Origin of the sequence: Rhizobium sp. CIAT894 (assembly GCF_000172795.2) — a bacterium.
Lineage (GTDB): Bacteria > Pseudomonadota > Alphaproteobacteria > Rhizobiales > Rhizobiaceae > Rhizobium.
Genome location: NZ_CP020947.1, coordinates 2,064,481 through 2,081,403, shown reverse-complemented (window position 1 = coordinate 2,081,403; position 16,923 = coordinate 2,064,481). Strand labels below are relative to the sequence as shown.

18 protein-coding genes and 1 tRNA gene are annotated in these 16,923 nt (G+C 62.4%); 4 read left to right on the top strand and 15 right to left on the bottom strand.

The features are described from left to right. Window positions 1–68: 68 nt before the first annotated feature. The 4 genes from RHEC894_RS10360 to RHEC894_RS10345 all read right to left on the bottom strand — a co-directional run bounded on the left by RHEC894_RS10360 (window position 69) and on the right by RHEC894_RS10345 (window position 1,356). On the bottom strand, window positions 69–272 hold the full coding sequence (locus RHEC894_RS10360) for a CsbD family protein (RefSeq protein WP_010065472.1): 204 nt from the start codon (window positions 270–272) through the stop codon (window positions 69–71). A gap of 145 nt (window positions 273–417) precedes the next feature. After that, a complete protein-coding gene (locus RHEC894_RS10355) occupies window positions 418–744 on the bottom strand; it encodes a type II toxin-antitoxin system RelE/ParE family toxin (RefSeq protein ID WP_010068083.1) in 327 nt (108 codons plus the stop codon). Beyond that, on the bottom strand, window positions 731–1,021 hold the full coding sequence (locus RHEC894_RS10350) for a ribbon-helix-helix domain-containing protein (RefSeq protein WP_010068084.1): 291 nt from the start codon (window positions 1,019–1,021) through the stop codon (window positions 731–733). The genes RHEC894_RS10355 and RHEC894_RS10350 overlap by 14 nt, the downstream gene beginning before the upstream one ends. A gap of 259 nt (window positions 1,022–1,280) precedes the next feature. Beyond that, a tRNA-Lys gene (locus tag RHEC894_RS10345) sits at window positions 1,281–1,356 on the bottom strand. A gap of 252 nt (window positions 1,357–1,608) precedes the next feature. Between RHEC894_RS10345 and RHEC894_RS10340 the strand changes: the two genes are divergently transcribed. Continuing rightward, window positions 1,609–2,358, top strand: a complete 750-nt coding sequence (locus RHEC894_RS10340; protein ID WP_085737193.1) for a cytochrome c biogenesis CcdA family protein — start codon at window positions 1,609–1,611, stop codon at window positions 2,356–2,358. Window positions 2,359–2,402: 44 nt separating this feature from the next. Further along, entirely contained in the window at window positions 2,403–3,365 is a 963-nt protein-coding gene (locus RHEC894_RS10335; protein ID WP_085737192.1) for an AEC family transporter, read from the top strand. Here the strand turns inward: RHEC894_RS10335 and RHEC894_RS10330 are convergent. Genes RHEC894_RS10330 through RHEC894_RS32355 form a run of 6 tightly spaced genes read right to left on the bottom strand, consistent with a single transcriptional unit; the run spans window position 3,333 to window position 8,756 of the window. Next, window positions 3,333–4,544, bottom strand: coding sequence for a UbiH/UbiF family hydroxylase (locus tag RHEC894_RS10330; protein WP_085737191.1), 1,212 nt, complete (start codon window positions 4,542–4,544; stop codon window positions 3,333–3,335). The two genes, RHEC894_RS10335 and RHEC894_RS10330, sit on opposite strands and share 33 nt — an antisense overlap. A gap of 39 nt (window positions 4,545–4,583) precedes the next feature. Then, window positions 4,584–5,096 carry a DUF934 domain-containing protein gene (locus RHEC894_RS10325; protein WP_010066564.1) on the bottom strand — a complete coding sequence of 171 codons (513 nt, stop codon included), beginning with the start codon at window positions 5,094–5,096 and terminating at the stop codon, window positions 4,584–4,586. Window positions 5,097–5,106: 10 nt separating this feature from the next. Further along, window positions 5,107–6,777 (bottom strand): nitrite/sulfite reductase, encoded by a 1,671-nt coding sequence (locus tag RHEC894_RS10320; protein WP_085737190.1) that lies wholly within the window; start codon window positions 6,775–6,777, stop codon window positions 5,107–5,109. A gap of 8 nt (window positions 6,778–6,785) precedes the next feature. Next, entirely contained in the window at window positions 6,786–7,100 is a 315-nt protein-coding gene (locus tag RHEC894_RS10315) for a DUF2849 domain-containing protein (protein WP_010014500.1), read from the bottom strand. Between the two features lie 2 nt (window positions 7,101–7,102). Beyond that, window positions 7,103–8,539 (bottom strand): siroheme synthase CysG, encoded by a 1,437-nt coding sequence (gene cysG / locus RHEC894_RS10310; RefSeq protein ID WP_085738932.1) that lies wholly within the window; start codon window positions 8,537–8,539, stop codon window positions 7,103–7,105. Continuing rightward, on the bottom strand, window positions 8,523–8,756 hold the full coding sequence (locus RHEC894_RS32355) for a hypothetical protein (RefSeq protein WP_125460954.1): 234 nt from the start codon (window positions 8,754–8,756) through the stop codon (window positions 8,523–8,525). The genes cysG and RHEC894_RS32355 overlap by 17 nt, the downstream gene beginning before the upstream one ends. A 50-nt stretch (window positions 8,757–8,806) precedes the next feature. On the opposite strand from RHEC894_RS32355, the gene RHEC894_RS10305 reads away from it, so the two are divergent. Beyond that, complete coding sequence (locus RHEC894_RS10305; RefSeq protein WP_085737189.1) at window positions 8,807–9,394, top strand: nucleoside deaminase; 588 nt, start codon at window positions 8,807–8,809, stop codon at window positions 9,392–9,394. A gap of 6 nt (window positions 9,395–9,400) precedes the next feature. Further along, window positions 9,401–10,240: a nucleoside triphosphate pyrophosphohydrolase gene (gene mazG, locus RHEC894_RS10300; protein ID WP_085737188.1), complete on the top strand. Its 840-nt coding sequence runs from the start codon at window positions 9,401–9,403 to the stop codon at window positions 10,238–10,240. Window positions 10,241–10,494: 254 nt separating this feature from the next. Here mazG and hflX read toward each other — a convergent pair whose 3' ends face one another. The 5 genes from hflX to RHEC894_RS10275 all read right to left on the bottom strand — a co-directional run bounded on the left by hflX (window position 10,495) and on the right by RHEC894_RS10275 (window position 16,808). Next, entirely contained in the window at window positions 10,495–11,820 is a 1,326-nt protein-coding gene (hflX, locus tag RHEC894_RS10295) for a GTPase HflX (RefSeq protein WP_085737187.1), read from the bottom strand. 77 nt (window positions 11,821–11,897) lie between these two features. Beyond that, complete coding sequence (gene hfq / locus RHEC894_RS10290) at window positions 11,898–12,140, bottom strand: RNA chaperone Hfq (protein WP_003539403.1); 243 nt, start codon at window positions 12,138–12,140, stop codon at window positions 11,898–11,900. Between the two features lie 111 nt (window positions 12,141–12,251). Beyond that, entirely contained in the window at window positions 12,252–13,115 is an 864-nt protein-coding gene (locus RHEC894_RS10285) for a D-amino-acid transaminase (protein WP_010068528.1), read from the bottom strand. 68 nt (window positions 13,116–13,183) lie between these two features. Beyond that, window positions 13,184–14,548 (bottom strand): sigma-54 dependent transcriptional regulator, encoded by a 1,365-nt coding sequence (locus RHEC894_RS10280; protein ID WP_085737186.1) that lies wholly within the window; start codon window positions 14,546–14,548, stop codon window positions 13,184–13,186. Further along, a complete protein-coding gene (locus RHEC894_RS10275; protein ID WP_085737185.1) occupies window positions 14,538–16,808 on the bottom strand; it encodes a PAS domain-containing sensor histidine kinase in 2,271 nt (756 codons plus the stop codon). The genes RHEC894_RS10280 and RHEC894_RS10275 overlap by 11 nt, the downstream gene beginning before the upstream one ends. Window positions 16,809–16,923: the final 115 nt, after the last annotated feature.

The following is a 16,923-nucleotide window of genomic DNA, read 5'->3' as shown; positions in this document are numbered from 1 at the left end:
ACATCCGACAGCATTTGACCGCTAAGGATTTCAAAATCCCGGCTTTCACCGGGATTTTGCTTAGGGCATTACCAAGGCTGGCGACCGTACCAGTCATCGACGTCGCGTCTAATGCGATCCCTCTCGATGCCATAGCGCTCCTGGATCTTGCCTTCCAGCTGGTCGCGCTTGCCGGCGATCTGGTCGAGATCATCGTCCGTGAGTTTGCCCCACTGCTCTTTGATCTTGCCCTTCGCCTGCTTCCAGTTTCCTTCGACACGATTCCAATCCATGATCGATTTCTCCTATGTTCATGAGGCGAAAACGAAGTGTCGTGGAAGTTGGTTCCTGCGGCTTGGCTGATTTCATAACCGCCGCATATCTGCGCCTTGCGCAGCCGGCAATGAAGGAGCATTGGGGGGACGCATCCGAAGACGGTCACGACTTATCCTCGTCATCATCCAACCGAAAGAGAGCCTCATAGTCTCTGCCACCATAAAAGACGTTGACGATCTCAACCGCGTCGCTGACGTGATAGGCAATCACAGCGGAACGCTCAAACGGCACGGTTCGCAAGCCTGGCGCCAAATCATCTCGCGGACGTCCGCCGTTTGGCGCATCTCCGATCTTGCTGCACCTCGCCATGATGCGCTTCACGAAGCGATTGGCGATGACGTTGCTCTGACTCATATCGGCAACGGTGATATAGATTTGGCGAAGGTCGCCAAGCGCCTCAGGCCGGTAGACGACCTTAGCGCGCCGCATTACGGGACGCTTTTTCCTGGTCTTTCATGAAGCGATCCATATCAGCTTCGGCTTCTTCCGCCGTCAAGCTCGGGCGAGGGTCTTCCAAAGAAAGCCGGATGCGGGCGCGCATCGCGTTGAGGCGCTCGGCATCCTGAAGCCGCTGGCGCTGCCATACCCGTACCGCATCACGCATCGCTTCGCTCGTCGTCGCAAACTCGCCAGCTTCGACCGTATCGCGGACGCTCCGGAGCAGATCCGCAGTGAGGGTAATCGTTACCTTTTCCGCATTTCGCATCGTCGCATACCTCCATGGCCTCTTATAAAGTATGATAAAATCATACCTCACACCAGAGAAAACAGGAGCGATGGCAACGCCCTCAGGGAAATGCAGTCAACATTCAACGTGCAGAGCGGCGACCTTCGCGTGGTGAAAGAGATCCTGCAGCGGATCGAGGCGACGCAGAAGCGGTCGACCAACTAAAAACGGCCGTGCGACCGTGCGACTTTTGGTGGTCGCAAAAGTCGCACGAAATTCCGGTAAGTTATTGATTTTATGGTGAGAGCGTCGGGGTTCGAACCCGAGACCTACTGATTAAAAGTCAGTTGCTCTACCGGCTGAGCTACGCTCTCCCTCTCCGCGAGTGTGAAGCACCCCGGCTGGAAGTGGGCGGAACATAGGCAGGCGACCCATTGCGGTCAACCGAAAAATTCGGCTTTTTTCGGCGATCGGCACATTTCTTGCGGGCGCAAAGCAAATCGCCTGCGCGTGGGGCATATCTTTTGCGGGCGCAAGGCATATTGCTGCCAAGCGCAAAAAGGTGATTGGCAATCAGGGGCCTGCAAAGCTAGGAAAAGGGCGCAGATTGCAGCCGGAGAGAATGCGTGTCGATTGCCGATATTTCCCTGTGGAGCGCTCTCATAGCAGGGGCGCTTTCCTTTCTTTCGCCCTGCGTGCTTCCCCTCGTCCCGCCCTATCTCTGTTATATGGCCGGCATCTCGGTCGAGCAGTTCCGCGGCGGCTCCGCGGTTGCGGTGGCGCCCGATGTCAGGCGCGGCGTGCTGTTCTCAGCGCTGCTCTTCACGCTCGGCTTTGCCACCGTCTTCGTGGCGCTCGGCGCCGGCGCCTCCAGCATCGGCATGGCGCTTCGCCAGCATCTCGATCTTCTCTCCAAGCTCGGCGGGCTGATCATCATCGTCATGGGGCTGAATTTCCTCGGCCTCTTCCGGATCGGCCTGCTGGCCCGCGAGGCGCGCTTCCAGGGCGGCGGCAAGCCGGCGACGCTGACGGGGGCCTACGTCATGGGTCTTGCCTTCGCCTTCGGCTGGACGCCCTGCATCGGCCCGGTGCTCGGCGCGATTCTCGGTGTCGCCGCCTCGCGTGAGACGGTCGGCTCCGGCGCCGGGCTGCTCGCCGTCTATTCGCTCGGCCTTGCGATCCCCTTCTGGATCGCCGCCGGCTTTTCCGGCGCCTTCATGCGCTTCCTGTCGCGCTTCCGCCGCCATCTCGGCACTGTGGAAAAGGTGATGGGCGTCTTCCTCATCCTCACCGGTCTCGCCTTCCTGTTCGGCTGGGTCAGCGATGTGGCGATCTGGTTCCAGCAAACCTTTCCTATCCTCATGCAGATCGGCTAAACCAGCTCTTACCCCGCCGACCATTCCCGCGCATTGGAAGACCTTTGGCCGATATCGTCAGCCTGCTCCTGCCGTTCTTCGGCCTGATCCTGATCGGTTTCATCGCCGCCAAGGCGACGAAGCAGCCGGCCGAAGCGCTCGGCTGGCTGAATACCTTCATCATCTATGCCGCCCTGCCCGCTCTGTTCTTCAAGCTCGTCTCGCGCACACCGATCGAAGAGCTGACGCGCGTTGACTTCATCGTCACCGATATCGCGGCGACCTATGCGGTCTTCATCCTGCTGTTCGTCATCGGCCGCGTGCTGCGCGGCAATTCGCTTGCCGACTGCACCATCCAGTCCTTTGCCGGCGCCTACGGCAATATCGGCTATATGGGACCGGGCCTGGCACTGCTGGCACTCGGCGAAGGTGCTGCCGTGCCGGTGGCGCTGATCATCTGCTTCGAGAATGCCCTGCATTTCATCGTCGCGCCGGCGCTGATGGCGGCGGCCGGTGACGACAAGCGCTCGGCCGGACGGCTTGCCGCCGATATCGCCCGGAAGGTGGCGCTGCATCCCTTCATTCTATCGACGGCGGCAGGCTTTGCGGTCGCCGCCCTTGATATCGATCAGCCGCTGGCGTTCCAGCGTCTCGTCGACTATCTCGCCCAGGCCGCCGCTCCCTGTGCCCTTTTCGCCATGGGCGTGACGCTGGCGCTCCGGCCGCTGAAACGGGTGCCGGCCGAGATCGGCTACATCGTGCCGGCGAAGCTGATCCTGCATCCGATCGCGGTTTTCCTGGCGCTAACCGTTGTCGGCGGTTTCGAGCCGGTGTGGATCCAGGCGGCCGTGCTGCTCGCCTCACTGCCGACGGCAACCAATGTCTTCGTCATCGGCCAGCAATATGGCGTGTGGCAGGAGCGCGCCTCGGCGACGATCCTGATCACGACTGTGCTTTCGGTGGCGAGCGTTTCGCTCTGGCTGATCGCGATCCGCTCAGGCCTTCTTCCGCTTCAGCTTTTCCCGTAGCGCATCGGGAATATCGCGCAAGCCGCGGCCGGGCTCGATGCCCTCGCGCATGACGATGCTGCGCAGCGGCGGAATGGCCGAGAGGATATGCAGGCCGGCAGCCCGCAGCATCTGCACCGGCAGGAAATCGGAGAGCAGCGAGCGGTTGAGAAGATCGACGCTCGCCGTGCGTGTCATGATATCGGCGCGGCGCTTGCGGTCGAAGCTGTCTCCGGCATCGGCCGGCACCGGCAATTCCGCCCGGTCACAGAGGATGTCGGCAAGCGCCATGATATCGCGCAGGCTAAGATTCAGCCCCTGTGCCCCGATCGGCGGGAACACATGGGCGGCCTCGCCGATCAGCGCGATTCGCCCCTTGCCGAAACGATGCGCCATCATGCCGGAGAGCGGCCAGACCTGAACGCCCTCCTCCACATCAACCTTGCCGAGCATGGACTGCATCTGGGCCTCAACGAGAATCCCAAGTTCAGGCAGCGGCAATTCCATGCGGCTCCCTGCTTCCGTGGGATCCTGCACCCAGACCAAGCTGGAACGGCCGCCCGGCAGCGGCACCTGGGTGAAGGGGCCGTGTTTGGTGTGGAACTCGGTCGAGATATTCTGATGCGGCAGGGAATGGGCGAAGTTCAGCACCATGGCCGATTGCGGATAGGACCATTTGCGGGTGTCGATGCCAGCCGTCTCGCGCAGCTTCGAGCCGCGGCCGTCGGCGCCGACGGCAAAATCGGCCGAGAGCGCTTCACCGCCAGCAAGGGCGATCGAAACCGCTTCGGCCGATATCTCGATCGATTCGGCCATATCAGTGAATCGGGTGATATTGCCCTCGTTGGCCGCCGCCGCTTCGAGGATCTCGGTCAGCGCCTTGTTGGGGAAATTGTAGCCGAAGGCATCGAGGCCGACTTCGGCGGCGCGAAAAGTGGTCGTCGGCGCGCGCAGCAGCCGGTCGGTGCCGTCGATGATGCGCATGCTGGTCAGGGGTGCTGCGGCCGGGCGCAGCTTTTCCCAGAGCGTCAGGCGATCGAGAAAGCGGATAGACTGATCCATCAGCGCTGTGGTGCGCCGGTCTTCCTTCGCAGCAACGGGCGCCACTAGCGCCACGTTGCGGCCGCCGCGCGCCAGCGCGATTGCGGCGATCATGCCGGCGAGACCACCACCGATCACCGCCACTTCGAATGTCTTCATGCTACCCATTCCGCCATCGTAAAAAGGCGGACCGGCCGCTTATGCGGCCGGCTTCGCCTGACGGCGCCAACTATAGCCCTTGCCGGCTTCGGCGTCACGCACCGCCGGCTGATAATGATGCGGAATCGCCGGAAGACGGTTTTCCGCCAGCCGCTTCAGCGCCGTGGCGTTGGTCACGGAAAAGCTGTCGATGCCGACACGCAGCATCAGCGGCACTTGATCGATCAGCACGTCGCCGACCGCGCGCAGCTCATTGGCATAACCCAGGCGCTGGCGCAGCAGCGAGGCATGGCTGAAGGCGCGGCCGTCGTTGAAGGCCGGAAAGGCGACAGCAACGATTTCAAGGCGATCGAGATAAGGCTCCAGCCGGCGCACGTCATCGGCCGGCTTGATCAGCACGCCGAGGCCGACATCGTTGCTTCCATCGGCCTTGGCGATCAGTTCGTCGAGGCTGAGCAGCGGCTTCTGCGCGCCGGTCGCCTTCACCTCGTCCGTCTCGATCACCCAGGGATCGTTTTCGACAAAACCGGTTTCTCTCCAGATCTTGGTCATCATCCCCTCCTTATGCCGCTTCGGCAGCCGAGCCGTAGAGCGCGGTCTTGAAAGGCTGCGGTCCGACACGGCGATAGGCGGCAAGGAAGGTTTCGGATTGATCGAAGCGCAGGCCGAGATAGGTGTCGACGATCGTCTCGATCGCATCCGTCACCCGGTCCGGCTCGAAGCCGCGGCCGATGATCTCGCCGATTGAGGTATGTTCGTCGCCGGAACCGCCGAGGGTGATCTGGTAGAGTTCGGCGCCCTTCTTCTCCACACCGAGCAGGCCGATATGGCCGACATGGTGGTGACCGCAGGCATTGATGCAGCCGGAGATCTTGATCTTCAGCTCGCCGATCTCGGCCTGGCGTTCGGCAGCGCCGAAGCGGCGGGAGATTTCCTGCGCCAACGGAATGGAGCGCGCATTGGCGAGCGCGCAATAATCCAGCCCCGGACAGGCAATGATATCGGTGATCAGGCCGGCATTCGCTTCGGCCAGATTGATAGCGACGAGGCCGCGATAGACCGCTTCGAGATCGGCCAGCGCCACATGCGGCAGGATCAGGTTCTGCTCATGGCTGACGCGGATTTCGTCGAAGGCATATTCTTCGGCGAGATCGGCGATCGCATCCATCTGCGCATCGGTGGCGTCGCCCGGAATGCCGCCGATCGGCTTCAGCGAGATCGTCACCATGCCGTAATCGGGGTTCTTGTGCGGTTGCACGTTCTGCTGCACCCAGCGGGCGAAGCCGGCATCGGCCTTCTTCCAGCGGGCGAGGTTTTGCCAGCCCTCGGCGCGCTGAGGCAGAGCCGGCAGCGCGAAATAGGAAGAGATCGCCTCGACATCGGCGGCCGGCAGCTTGAGTTCGGTATTCTTCAGCGCAGCAAATTCGGCTTCCACCTGGCGCGTCAGTTCCTCGGCGCCGGTTTCGTGCACGAGGATCTTGATGCGCGCCTTGTACTTGTTGTCGCGGCGGCCGTGCAGATTGTACACGCGCACGATTGCGGTGGTGTATGAAAGCAGGTCTTCCTCGGGCAGGAAGTCGCGGATCAGCTTGGCGATCATCGGCGTACGGCCCTGACCGCCGCCGACATAGACGGCAAAACCGATCTCGCCCTTGTCGTTCGTCTTCAGGTGCAGGCCGATATCATGGACCTGGATCGCAGCGCGGTCGCGCTCGGCGCCGGTCACGGCGATCTTGAACTTGCGCGGCAGGAAGGAGAATTCCGGGTGAACCGACGACCACTGGCGCAGGATTTCGGCATAGGGTCTGGGATCAGCGACTTCGTCGGCGGCTGCACCCGCAAAATGATCAGCCGTCACGTTTCTGATGCAGTTGCCCGAAGTTTGCAGCGCATGCATCTCGACGCTTGCGAGGTCGGCAAGCGCATCGGGAATGTCAGACAGTTTCGGCCAGTTGAACTGCAGGTTCTGGCGCGTGGTGAAGTGACCGTAACCGCGATCATAGGTGCGGGCGATATGGGCAAGCATGCGCATCTGGCGCGCACTCAGCGTTCCATAGGGAATGGCGATACGCAGCATATAGGCATGGAGCTGCAGGTAGACGCCGTTCATCAGGCGCAGCGGCTTGAATGCATCCTCGGCCAGCTCGCCGGCAAGGCGGCGCTGAACCTGATCGCGAAACTGCTCGACGCGCTCGGTGACAAAAGCATGGTCAAATTCGTCGTAACGGTACATCGTCTTCCTCAGACTGCAATGAATTCGGGATCGGCGGGAGCGTAGCCCGGTGCGTATTCCATGGTCGGGCCCTGAGCGCGGATGCGCTCGCGAAGACGCAGCGGCCAGAGAATGCCGTTGGTTTCCTGAACGTCGACGACGGCGACGTCAACGACCTCGTTGTCGGCATAGGATTTCTTGCCGATCGCCTCAAGCGCTTCGACGGCTTCGTTATGACGGGCGACAAGCGCCTCCTGCAGCGAGGTGGACCATTTCCCGTTCGCATCCAGCCAGACAGCAATGCCGTCCGTCAGCCGGTTGGCCGTCAGAACCTTGTCACCCATATTCAGCTCCTTGCAAGTTCCTCGAGCCGGGCGTTCGCACGCACCAGCGGCTCGGACAGTTCGAAATTGGCGCCGGCGACCGCATCGCCGATAATGACCATGACAGGCCCGGTCAACTCATCGCGGTGCTGCAGATCGGGCAGATCGGCAAGCGTGCCATGCAACAGGCGGCGCTCGGCGCGGCTGGCATTTTCGATGACGGCGACGGTGGTTTCGGCGGGAATGCCGGCCTGCATCAGCCGCTCGGCGACGGAGGCGGCAACCGTGCGCCCCATATAGACGGCGATCGTCGCGCCGGAGACGGCAAGACTTGCCCAATCGGGCAGAACGTCGCCGGTGAGATCATGGCCCGTGGTGAAGACCAGGGAGGAGGCAACGCCGCGCAGCGTCAGCGGCAGCTCGAAATCGGCAGCGGCGGCGAAAGCCGAGGTGATGCCGGGCACGACCTCATAGGTGATGCCAGCCGCGCGCAAGGCCGCCATTTCTTCCCCTGCCCGGCCATAGACCAGCGGATCGCCTGACTTGAGCCGGACGACGCGTTTGCCCTGGCGGCCGAGATCGACGAGCAGCTCGTTGATCTCTTCCTGGGACTTGGAATGACAGCCCTTACGTTTGCCGACGGAAAGCCGTTCGGCATCGCGGCGGCCCATATCGACGATCGCTTGCGGCACGAGAGCGTCATAAACAATGACGTCGGCCTCCATCATCACGCGCTGGGCGCGCAGCGTCAGCAGATCCTCGGCACCCGGACCGGCACCAACGAGCCAGACATGGCCGGCGACCCGATCCATGGAATGCAGCAGCCGGTCGGCGGCGTGCTGGGCCTGCGGCAGGTTGCCGTTGGCGACCGCATCGGCGACGGGGCCCGAAAAAAAGCGACGCCAGAAGACGCGGCGGGAAACACCGCGGGGAACCAGTTGCTCGACTGATTTGCGGTAGCTCGTCGCCAGACCGGCAAGCCGTCCGAGCGAGGGCGAAAGCAGCTGATCGATCTGCGCGCGGATCATCTGGGCCAGAACCGGTCCCGCCCCTTCGGTGCCGATCGCGACAGCGACAGGCGCACGATTGACCAGCGCCGGCGTGAAGAAATCGCAGTAATCGGGCTGATCGACGGCATTGGCCGGGATGCTCGCGGCGCGGGCGGCATCGACGATCTCGCGGTCGTCGGCTTCATTGCCGGTGGCGGCAAAGACGAGCGCTGCCCCCGCGACCTGCTCGGCGGAAAAGCCGGCGCGCACGGTTTCCATGCGATTGGCGATCAGGAAGGCGTGGTAATCGGCTTGCGGCCGGTCGGCATAGGCGACAATCCGCGCCCGCGTGTTGAGCAGCAGCCGCACCTTGGCGAAAGCTTCGTCGCCATTGCCGAAGACAGCCGTCTTCTGGCCTTCCACGCGAAAGAAGGCGGGAAATACCGAAAGCTGTTCAGTCTTGGAAGGCATCATCAATCCACTTCGAAGTTGCCAGAATATGCCCTTGATCGACAAGCGATTGAAGGAACAGAAATTCGAAAGCCCCAGCATGCGCGTATTCTTTTGCTCGCGTCATCAATGATTTGAGAAAAGTCACCCATACTGACCGAAACAGCACAGGTGAGCGCATTTGCTGCAGCGCACTGTAAAGCCTGTGACAAACGGCGTCCACCGGCGTTTGGCGCATTTCACTCGCACCGCCAAGACGATAGAGTGCGGGGAAAACCGGAGATGCCAATGCCTGACAAGACCATCGCCTCCCGCCTGCTTTCGGTTATTGAAGACGATATCCTGCCGCTGACCGAGCATGGCGTTTCGCTGGGGAATAAGGTGTTCGGTGCGGCGATCTTGAGGAAATCCGATCTATCGCTCGTCGTCGCCGAGACCAACAACGAGCTCGAGAACCCACTCTGGCACGGCGAGGTGCATACGCTGAAGCGGTTCTACGAGCTTGGCGACAAGCCGCAAACCAAGGATCTGATCTTCCTGTCGACGCACGAACCCTGCACCATGTGCATGTCGGCGATCACTTGGGCGGGCTTCGATAATTTCTACTATTTCTTCAGTCACGAGGATTCTCGCGATGCCTTCGCCATTCCGCACGACCTCAAGATCCTGAAGGAGGTCTTCGGGCTTGAACCGGGCGGTTATCGCAGGCAAAACGCCTTCTGGAACAGTTTTGCCATCGCCGATCTCGTCGAGACCGAAGAGCCTTCCCTGAAAACGGCGCTGAAGGCGCAGACCGCCCGCATCAAGGCGCGCTACGATGCGCTGTCTTCCAGTTACCAGTCATCGAAGAGCGCCAACGATATACCGCTCAACTGAGGCACCATGGAACCTTCCAAAGACATTTCACGGCTGATCGAGATCATGGCGGCGCTGCGCCATCCCGAGACGGGCTGCCCCTGGGACATCGAGCAGAACTTCGAAACGATCAAGCCCTATACGATCGAGGAGGCCTATGAGGTCTCCGACGCGATCGAGCGTGGCGATATGGACGATCTCTGCGACGAGCTTGGCGACCTCTTACTGCAGGTGGTCTTTCATGCCCGCATGGCCGAGGAGGCCGGGGAATTCTCCTTCGGCGACGTCGTCAACGCCATCACCACCAAGATGATCCGCCGCCACCCGCATGTTTTTGCCCGCTCGGAAGCCGATACGCCCGATGCGGTGAAGATCCAGTGGGACGAGATCAAGCAGGCCGAGAAACGCGAGCGCACCGAGCGCCGGGCGCGGCGGGGGATCACCGAGGATTTCAAGGGCGGGTTCCTCGGCTCCGTGCAGCGCAGCTTCCCGGCTTTGACGGAAGCGCTGAAGCTGCAGGAACGCGCCGCCAAAGTCGGCTTCGACTGGTCGGCCCCCGAGCCGATCCTCGACAAGATCGAGGAGGAGATCGGCGAATTGCGGGTGGCGCTCGGAGATGGCGACCGCGCAAAGGTCAGCGACGAGCTCGGCGACCTGATCTTCGCGGTCGTCAATATCGGCCGGCATGTGGAGACCGATCCGGAACAGGCGCTGCGCGGAACGAATACGAAATTCCGCCGACGGTTCAGTCATATAGAGACGGTTCTTGAAGCAAAAGGTGAGACGCTGGAGGCAGCCAGCCTGGAGCGGATGGAGGAGATCTGGCAGGCGGCCAAGGCGATCGAGCGGGCTGTGACGGCTGGATAGGCCGGCCGATTTTGGCGCGAAGCAATCCCCACTCTCCGTCGTCCTCGGCCTTGAGCCGAGGACCCATGCCACGACTGCTGGCGGATGCGGCGTGGATGCTCGGCTCAAGGCCGAGCATGACGGAGAGTGGGGTTAAAGTCGCCGGAGATAGCTCACCCTGAGCGCGAGCGAAGAATAGCATGAAGGGCGAACCGTGTGGCCCCCTCATCCGACCCTTCGGGCCACCTTCTCCCCGCTGGGGAGAAGGGAATGCGTCACCGCTCCCAATCCTCACGCGGCGGCTTCGGTCCATTGCCGATGCGGCGTTCGAGTTCGGTGGCTTCGGTTTCCGACAGGCGCAGATCGAGGGTGACCGAGCCGTCTTCGTTGTCCTCGCGACCATCGACGATCGCGTGGTCGTAGAGCCAGGGCAGCAGCGCCAGCTTGTCGACGGGAAGGCGGATGGTGGTTTCGGTCATCACCCCGGAGAGGCGGCGGCTGATCTCGTCCATCAGCGTGTCGACGCCCTCGCCGCTGACGGCGGAAACCGCCACGACGTTGCTGGCGCCTGATGATTTCTGCACCATGGCGTCGTGCACTTCGGGCTCCAGCCGGTCGATCTTGTTCCAGACCTCGATCAGCCGCTTCTCCGCTTCGGCCTCGTCGATGCCGAGGTCGTTCAGGATGCGCATCACGTCGGAGCTCTGCGCCTGGTTGTCGGCATCGGACATGTCGCGGACATGCAGGATCAGATCGGCTTCCAGCACCTCTTCCAGCGTTGCGCGGAAGGCGGCGACCAGATGGGTCGGCAGGTCGGAGATGAAGCCGACGGTGTCGGACAGAATGACGGTGCGGCCATGCGGCAGCTTCATGCGGCGAAGCGTCGGGTCGAGCGTGGCAAAGAGCATGTCTTCGGCCAGCACGCCGGCGCCGGTGATGCGGTTGAACAGCGTCGATTTGCCGGCATTGGTATAGCCGACCAGCGCCACGATCGGGTGCGGGACCTTGCGGCGCTTGGCGCGATGCAACTGGCGAGTGCGCACGACCTGCTCCAGCTCGCGTTCGAGCTTGATGATGCGGTCCTGTAGCAGCCGCCGGTCGGCTTCGATCTGGGTTTCGCCGGGGCCGCCCATGAAGCCGCCGCCGCCGCGCTGGCGTTCAAGGTGGGTCCAGCTTCTGACCAGCCGGCCCTTCTGGTAATTCAGATGGGCGAGATCGACCTGCAGCGTGCCTTCCTTGGTGGAGGCGCGGCGGCCGAAGATTTCGAGGATCAGGCCCGTCCGGTCGATGACCTTGGCGTTCCATTCCTTTTCGAGATTGCGCTGCTGCACCGGTGTCAGCGGATGATCGACGATGACGAGACCGGAATCGCGCTCATTGAGCAGCGCCTTGATCTCCTCGATCTTGCCGGTGCCGAGCAGCGTTGCCGGCCTGGGATCATTCACCGGCACGACCTGGCCGTTGACGACATCGAGATCGATCGCCTGGGCAAGGCCGGTCGCCTCTTCCAGCCGGCTTTCCGGCGTGCGGGTCGAGGCCGATTCGGTCTGGCCGCCGCGACTGCGCGACTTCAGGACCGGCACGACGACAGTCGCGCGCATGTCGTCCCTGTGCTTGGCGGCCTCAGGGATGATCGAATCGTTCTTGGTATCGCGTGTCGAAATGACGGCTGATCCTGTTAGGACGCTGCTTCTTCGCTCTCGAACATCTGCATGGGCTGGCCCGGCATGATCGTCGAGATCGCATGCTTATACACGAGCTGCGAATGGCCGTCACGGCGAAGAAGAACACAGAAATTGTCAAAAGACGTAACAACGCCCGTGAGTTTCACGCCGTTGATCAAAAAGATTGTCAGGGAAATCTTTTGCTTGCGAACAGTATTGAGAAATAAGTCCTGCAGATTCTGAGAACGTTCCGCCATCGCGCCGCTTCTTTCTTTATTGCCGACCCGATCTGGCCGGTAGACTATCAATCAATCTCTCCATGCAAGACCGGCGGCACCCTCATTCCACCTGTCCAGCAAATCTTGGTATCAAATCGCAATCTTTTCCGCAACGTCGAAAAAGGCCTCGCGGATTTTCTGCGAAACACTGCCGGGATGGCCGTTGGCGATTGCCTGGCCATCGACGGAAACGACCGGAAAACAAATACTTGTGGCTGCGGTCAGGAAGACCTCGCGGGCCGCGAGCATCTCGGAAACCGAGAAGTTTCGCTCAGCGATCTTGAGGCCCAACTTGGCTGCGACATCGATCAGCGTGGTGCGGGTAATGCCGCGCAGGATGCCGTGTTCGGCCGGCCGCGTCACCAGCATTCCCTCGGAATCGACGATCCAGATATTGGTCGCCGCCCCCTCCTTCACCATGCCGTCGCCGTCGACATAGATCGCCTCCTGGGCGCCGGCCTCCTTGGCCTGCTGGCGGGCCATGGCGTTCGGCAGCAGGCCGACGGATTTGATGTCGACGCGGTCCCAGCGATTGTCGGTAACGGTGATCGCCCGGATGCCGTTAGCGTTCTTGGCGGCGATGATTTTGGGATCGGTGCTCTTGGCAGTGATGACGAGCGACGGCGACGTGCCCACGGCCGGGAAGACGTGATCGCGCCGCGCGACGCCACGCGTCACCTGCATGTAAAAGAGCCCGTTGCGGACATGGTTGCGGCGCAACGTCTGGCGAATGACCTGCGTCAGCGCCGCCCGGCTCATCGGCCAAGCGATGGCGAGTTCACCGAGCGAACGGTCGAGGCGGTTCAGATGGCGGGTGAGATCGACGATATAGCCGTGGCGGACCTCGCAGACCTCATAGACGCCGTCGGCGAACTGGTAACCGCGATCCTCGATATGGACGCTCGCATCGGAATGCTTGACGTAACGGCCGTTCACATAGGCAATTCTCGGCATAGGAAACCTGGTCTTCCGGGAGGGCAATATATAAGGGCGCGGCGCGACCTCGGCCGCGCCGGAAGGAATCAGACGCCGAGCGACTTCAGCTTGCGGTGCAGCGCCGAACGTTCCATGCCGACGAATTCGGCGGTGCGCGAGATATTGCCGCCGAAGCGGTTGATCTGGGCGATCAGGTAATCCTTCTCGAACATCTCGCGGGCTTCGCGCAGCGGCAGCGTCATGATGTGATAATCGTTCTTGGCCGACACCTTCGGCAGCATGTCGCCGAGATCGGTCGGCAGCATGTCGGCGGTGATCGGCGCATCCGGCCCGTCGGTGCGGGCAAGGATCATCAGCCGCTCGATGTTGTTGCGCAGCTGACGGATGTTGCCCGGCCAGTCATGCGCCTGCAGCACGGCCATGGCGTCGTCGCCGATGCGGCGCGGACGAATGCCGGCTTGCTCGGAAATCTGGCGCATCAGCTGGTCGACGAGGAAGGGAATATCTTCGCGGCGCTCGGCAAGCTGCGGCACACGCACCGGCACGACGGCGAGGCGATGATAGAGATCCTCGCGGAACCATCCCTCGGTGATGCGGCTTTCGAGATTATAGGCGGTCGAGGAGATGATCCGGACATCGACCTTGACGCGTTTGGAGCCGCCGACACGCTCGAACTGCTGATCGACCAGCACGCGGAGGATCTTGTTCTGCGTCTCGCGCGGCATCTCGCCGACTTCGTCAAGATAGAGGATGCCGCGATGGGCTTCCTCGAGCGCGCCGATCTTGCGCGCCTGGCCGGGCGTCCCCTCCGTGCCGAACAGCGCCACCTCCATGCGATCGGGCGTGATGTTGGCAGCGTTGATGGCCACGAATGGGCCGTTAGCACGGGCCGACTTCTTGTGGATCATCCGCGCAACCAGCTCCTTGCCGGAACCGGAGGCGCCGAGGATCATGATGCGGCTGTTGGTCGGCGCGACCTTCTCGATCGTCTGGCGCAGCTGCGAAACGGCGACCGAGGTGCCGATCAGCTCCAGCGCATCGCCGGTGCGCCGCTTCAGCTCGGAGACCTCGCGCTTCAACTTCGAATTTTCCAGCGCCCGCTCGGCAATCAGGATCAGCCGGTCGGCCTTGAAGGGTTTCTCGATGAAATCGAACGCGCCGCGCTTGATCGCCGAAACGGCGGTCTCGATGTTGCCATGACCTGATATCATCACCACGGGCAAGTCCGGATGGCGGGTGCGGATCTCGTCGAGCAGCGACAGACCGTCGAGCTTGCTGCCCTGCATCCAGATATCGAGGAAGATCAGCCGCGGCACGCGGTCGGATATTGCCGCCAGCGCACTGTCGCTGTCATGGGCCGTGCGCGTTTCGTGTCCCTCGTCCGAGAGAATGCCGGAAACGATCTCGCGAATATCGTGCTCGTCGTCGACGACGAGAATATCAGAGGCCATAAACGCTTTCCTTGTCATTGGCTGCGGGAGCAGCGGGCGTCGGATCCCGGCGCGGCAGATGCACGCGGATCATGGCCCCTCTTCCCCGGTCGAAATCGGCGGGCGCATCGTGCAGCTCGAGCTGCCCGCCATGTTCCTCGATGATCTTCTTGACGATGGCGAGACCGAGGCCGGTGCCCTTCTCGCGCATCGTCATATAGGGTTCCAGAATGCTGTGGCGGTTCTCCACGGGCAGGCCGCGGCCATTGTCGATGACATCGACGGTGAAGCGGTCGCGGCCGGCATCGAAGGCGGCGCGAACGAGGATCTTGCGTTCGTCGCGTTCGTCGCTCGGGACGGCTTCGATCGCCTCCACGGCATTCTTGATCAGATTTCCGAAAGCCTGGCCGAGCATGCGGCTATCGAACAGGCCCTCCAGCGGCTGCTCGCCGAAATCCTGCGCAAAGCTGACGTGATGATTGCCCATCTCGCGCAGGAAGATCGCGTCGCGAAGGATATCGCGCAGGTCGCTCGGTTCCTTGGTCGGCTTCGGCATGCGGGCGAAGGCGGAGAATTCGTCGACCATACGGCCGATATCGCCGACCTGGCGGATGATCGTATCGGTGCACTGGTCGAAGACGGTGCGGTCGTCCGGGTCGATCTGCTTGCCGTAGCGGCGCTGGATGCGCTCGGCCGAAAGCTGGATCGGCGTCAGTGGGTTCTTGATCTCGTGGGCGATGCGCCTTGCCACATCCCCCCAGGCGGTCGAGCGCTGGGCGATGACGAGGTCGGTGATGTCGTCGAGCGTGATCACGTAGGATTCGCTCATGTCGCGCACTTCCTCGCGGGTGACCTGCACGCTCAGTGTGCGCACCGTGCCGCCGCGCACCAGCGCGATCTGCTTGCGGAAATCGCCGCGATGACGCGCCGCCGCTTCGGTCAGCACCTGATCGACCTCAGGCGCAATATCGGCCAGCTGCTTGCCGAGCATCTCGTCGGCAGACAGCGACATCAGCGTCTCGGCCGAACTGTTGACGATGGCGATGCGGCGATCCTGCTCGACGCCGATGACGGCAGCGGTCACGCCCGAAAGCACCGCTTCGATGAAGCGGCGACGGTCGTCGACCTCGTCCTTGGCTTCGAGGATCTCGTCGCGTTGGGTGCGGATTTCCGAGATCATCTTGTTGAAGGTGCGCGACAGGTTGGCGACGTCGCCATCGACGGCGTGCACCGGCACGACGATATCCATATTGCCCGATGCGACGCTGTCGGCCGCGGTGATCAGCAGGCGGATCGGCCGGACGATGCGGTCGGCAACGGCGATCGCCGTCCAGATCGCCGCAAGCAGCACGATCAGCGCGAAGCCGATATAGAGCACGGCGAAGGCGACCTGCAACGAGAAGCGGTTGGCCTCCATCGAGCGGTATTCGGTGGCGTTCTCCTCCATCATCCGCATGGCGCCCATGACCTTCGGATCGACGGCGCGCACCGTATAGAGGAAGGTGCCCTGGATGGCATCGAGCTTGATGATGGCGCCGACGAGGTTGGTAACACCGGGCGGAATCAGCGTCGGCTGGCCGGCAGCGGCCTTTTCCAGCGCATCCTGCGGGATCGCCGGCAGAGGTTTTTCGGTGGAAATATCGGCCTGGACGATCACCGAGCCGTCGCGCTCGACGAGGAAGGAACCGAGCAGGCCGCGGCCCCTCGCCTGGCGCGTCATCAGGTCGGCGAAACCCGTTCTGTCGAGGCTGTAGAGTGCGCGATTGCGCTCCAGATCGTTGGCCATGGAGACCGTCTGCCCCTGCAGATAGCTGGCATTCTCCATCATATAGGCCTGGCCGATATTGCGCGACGAGCTGACGATCGACTGGGTGCGCAGCGCAAACCAGCGGTCGAGGCCGGCATTCAGCGTGATGCTCGCGAAGATGGCGACGAGAATCGCCGGCGTGATCGCGACGATCGAGAAAAGCACGACGATGCGGATATGCAGGCGTGCCGCCGCCCTGCCCCGGGTGCGCGCCTTGAGCAGCCTTGCCACCTCGCGGGCGATCAGCGCCAGCAGCGTCAGCACGAAGAAGGAATTGACGATGACCGAGGTGATGACGACATGCGAACTCGGCGCGATCGGGGTCAGGCCGAGCAGCACGAAAAGTGTGGCCGTGGCGCAGAGGAGCGCGCCGCCGGCGAGCACCAGGCCAGGCACGGCGAAAAGGGCGCGACGATCGGTCACCGTGGTCACCGCCTCGCCCGCCGCCGCCGGCGATACCCCATCCTGCGTCATTCGGCCTCTCTTCAGACGGCACCCGCCGCCCTCGCCATCCGATCGAAACCAAAGAACGCCGGCTCAAGAAAGCCAGCGCTGCAACGACTCGATCGGGAGCGAATGTCCAAAACCC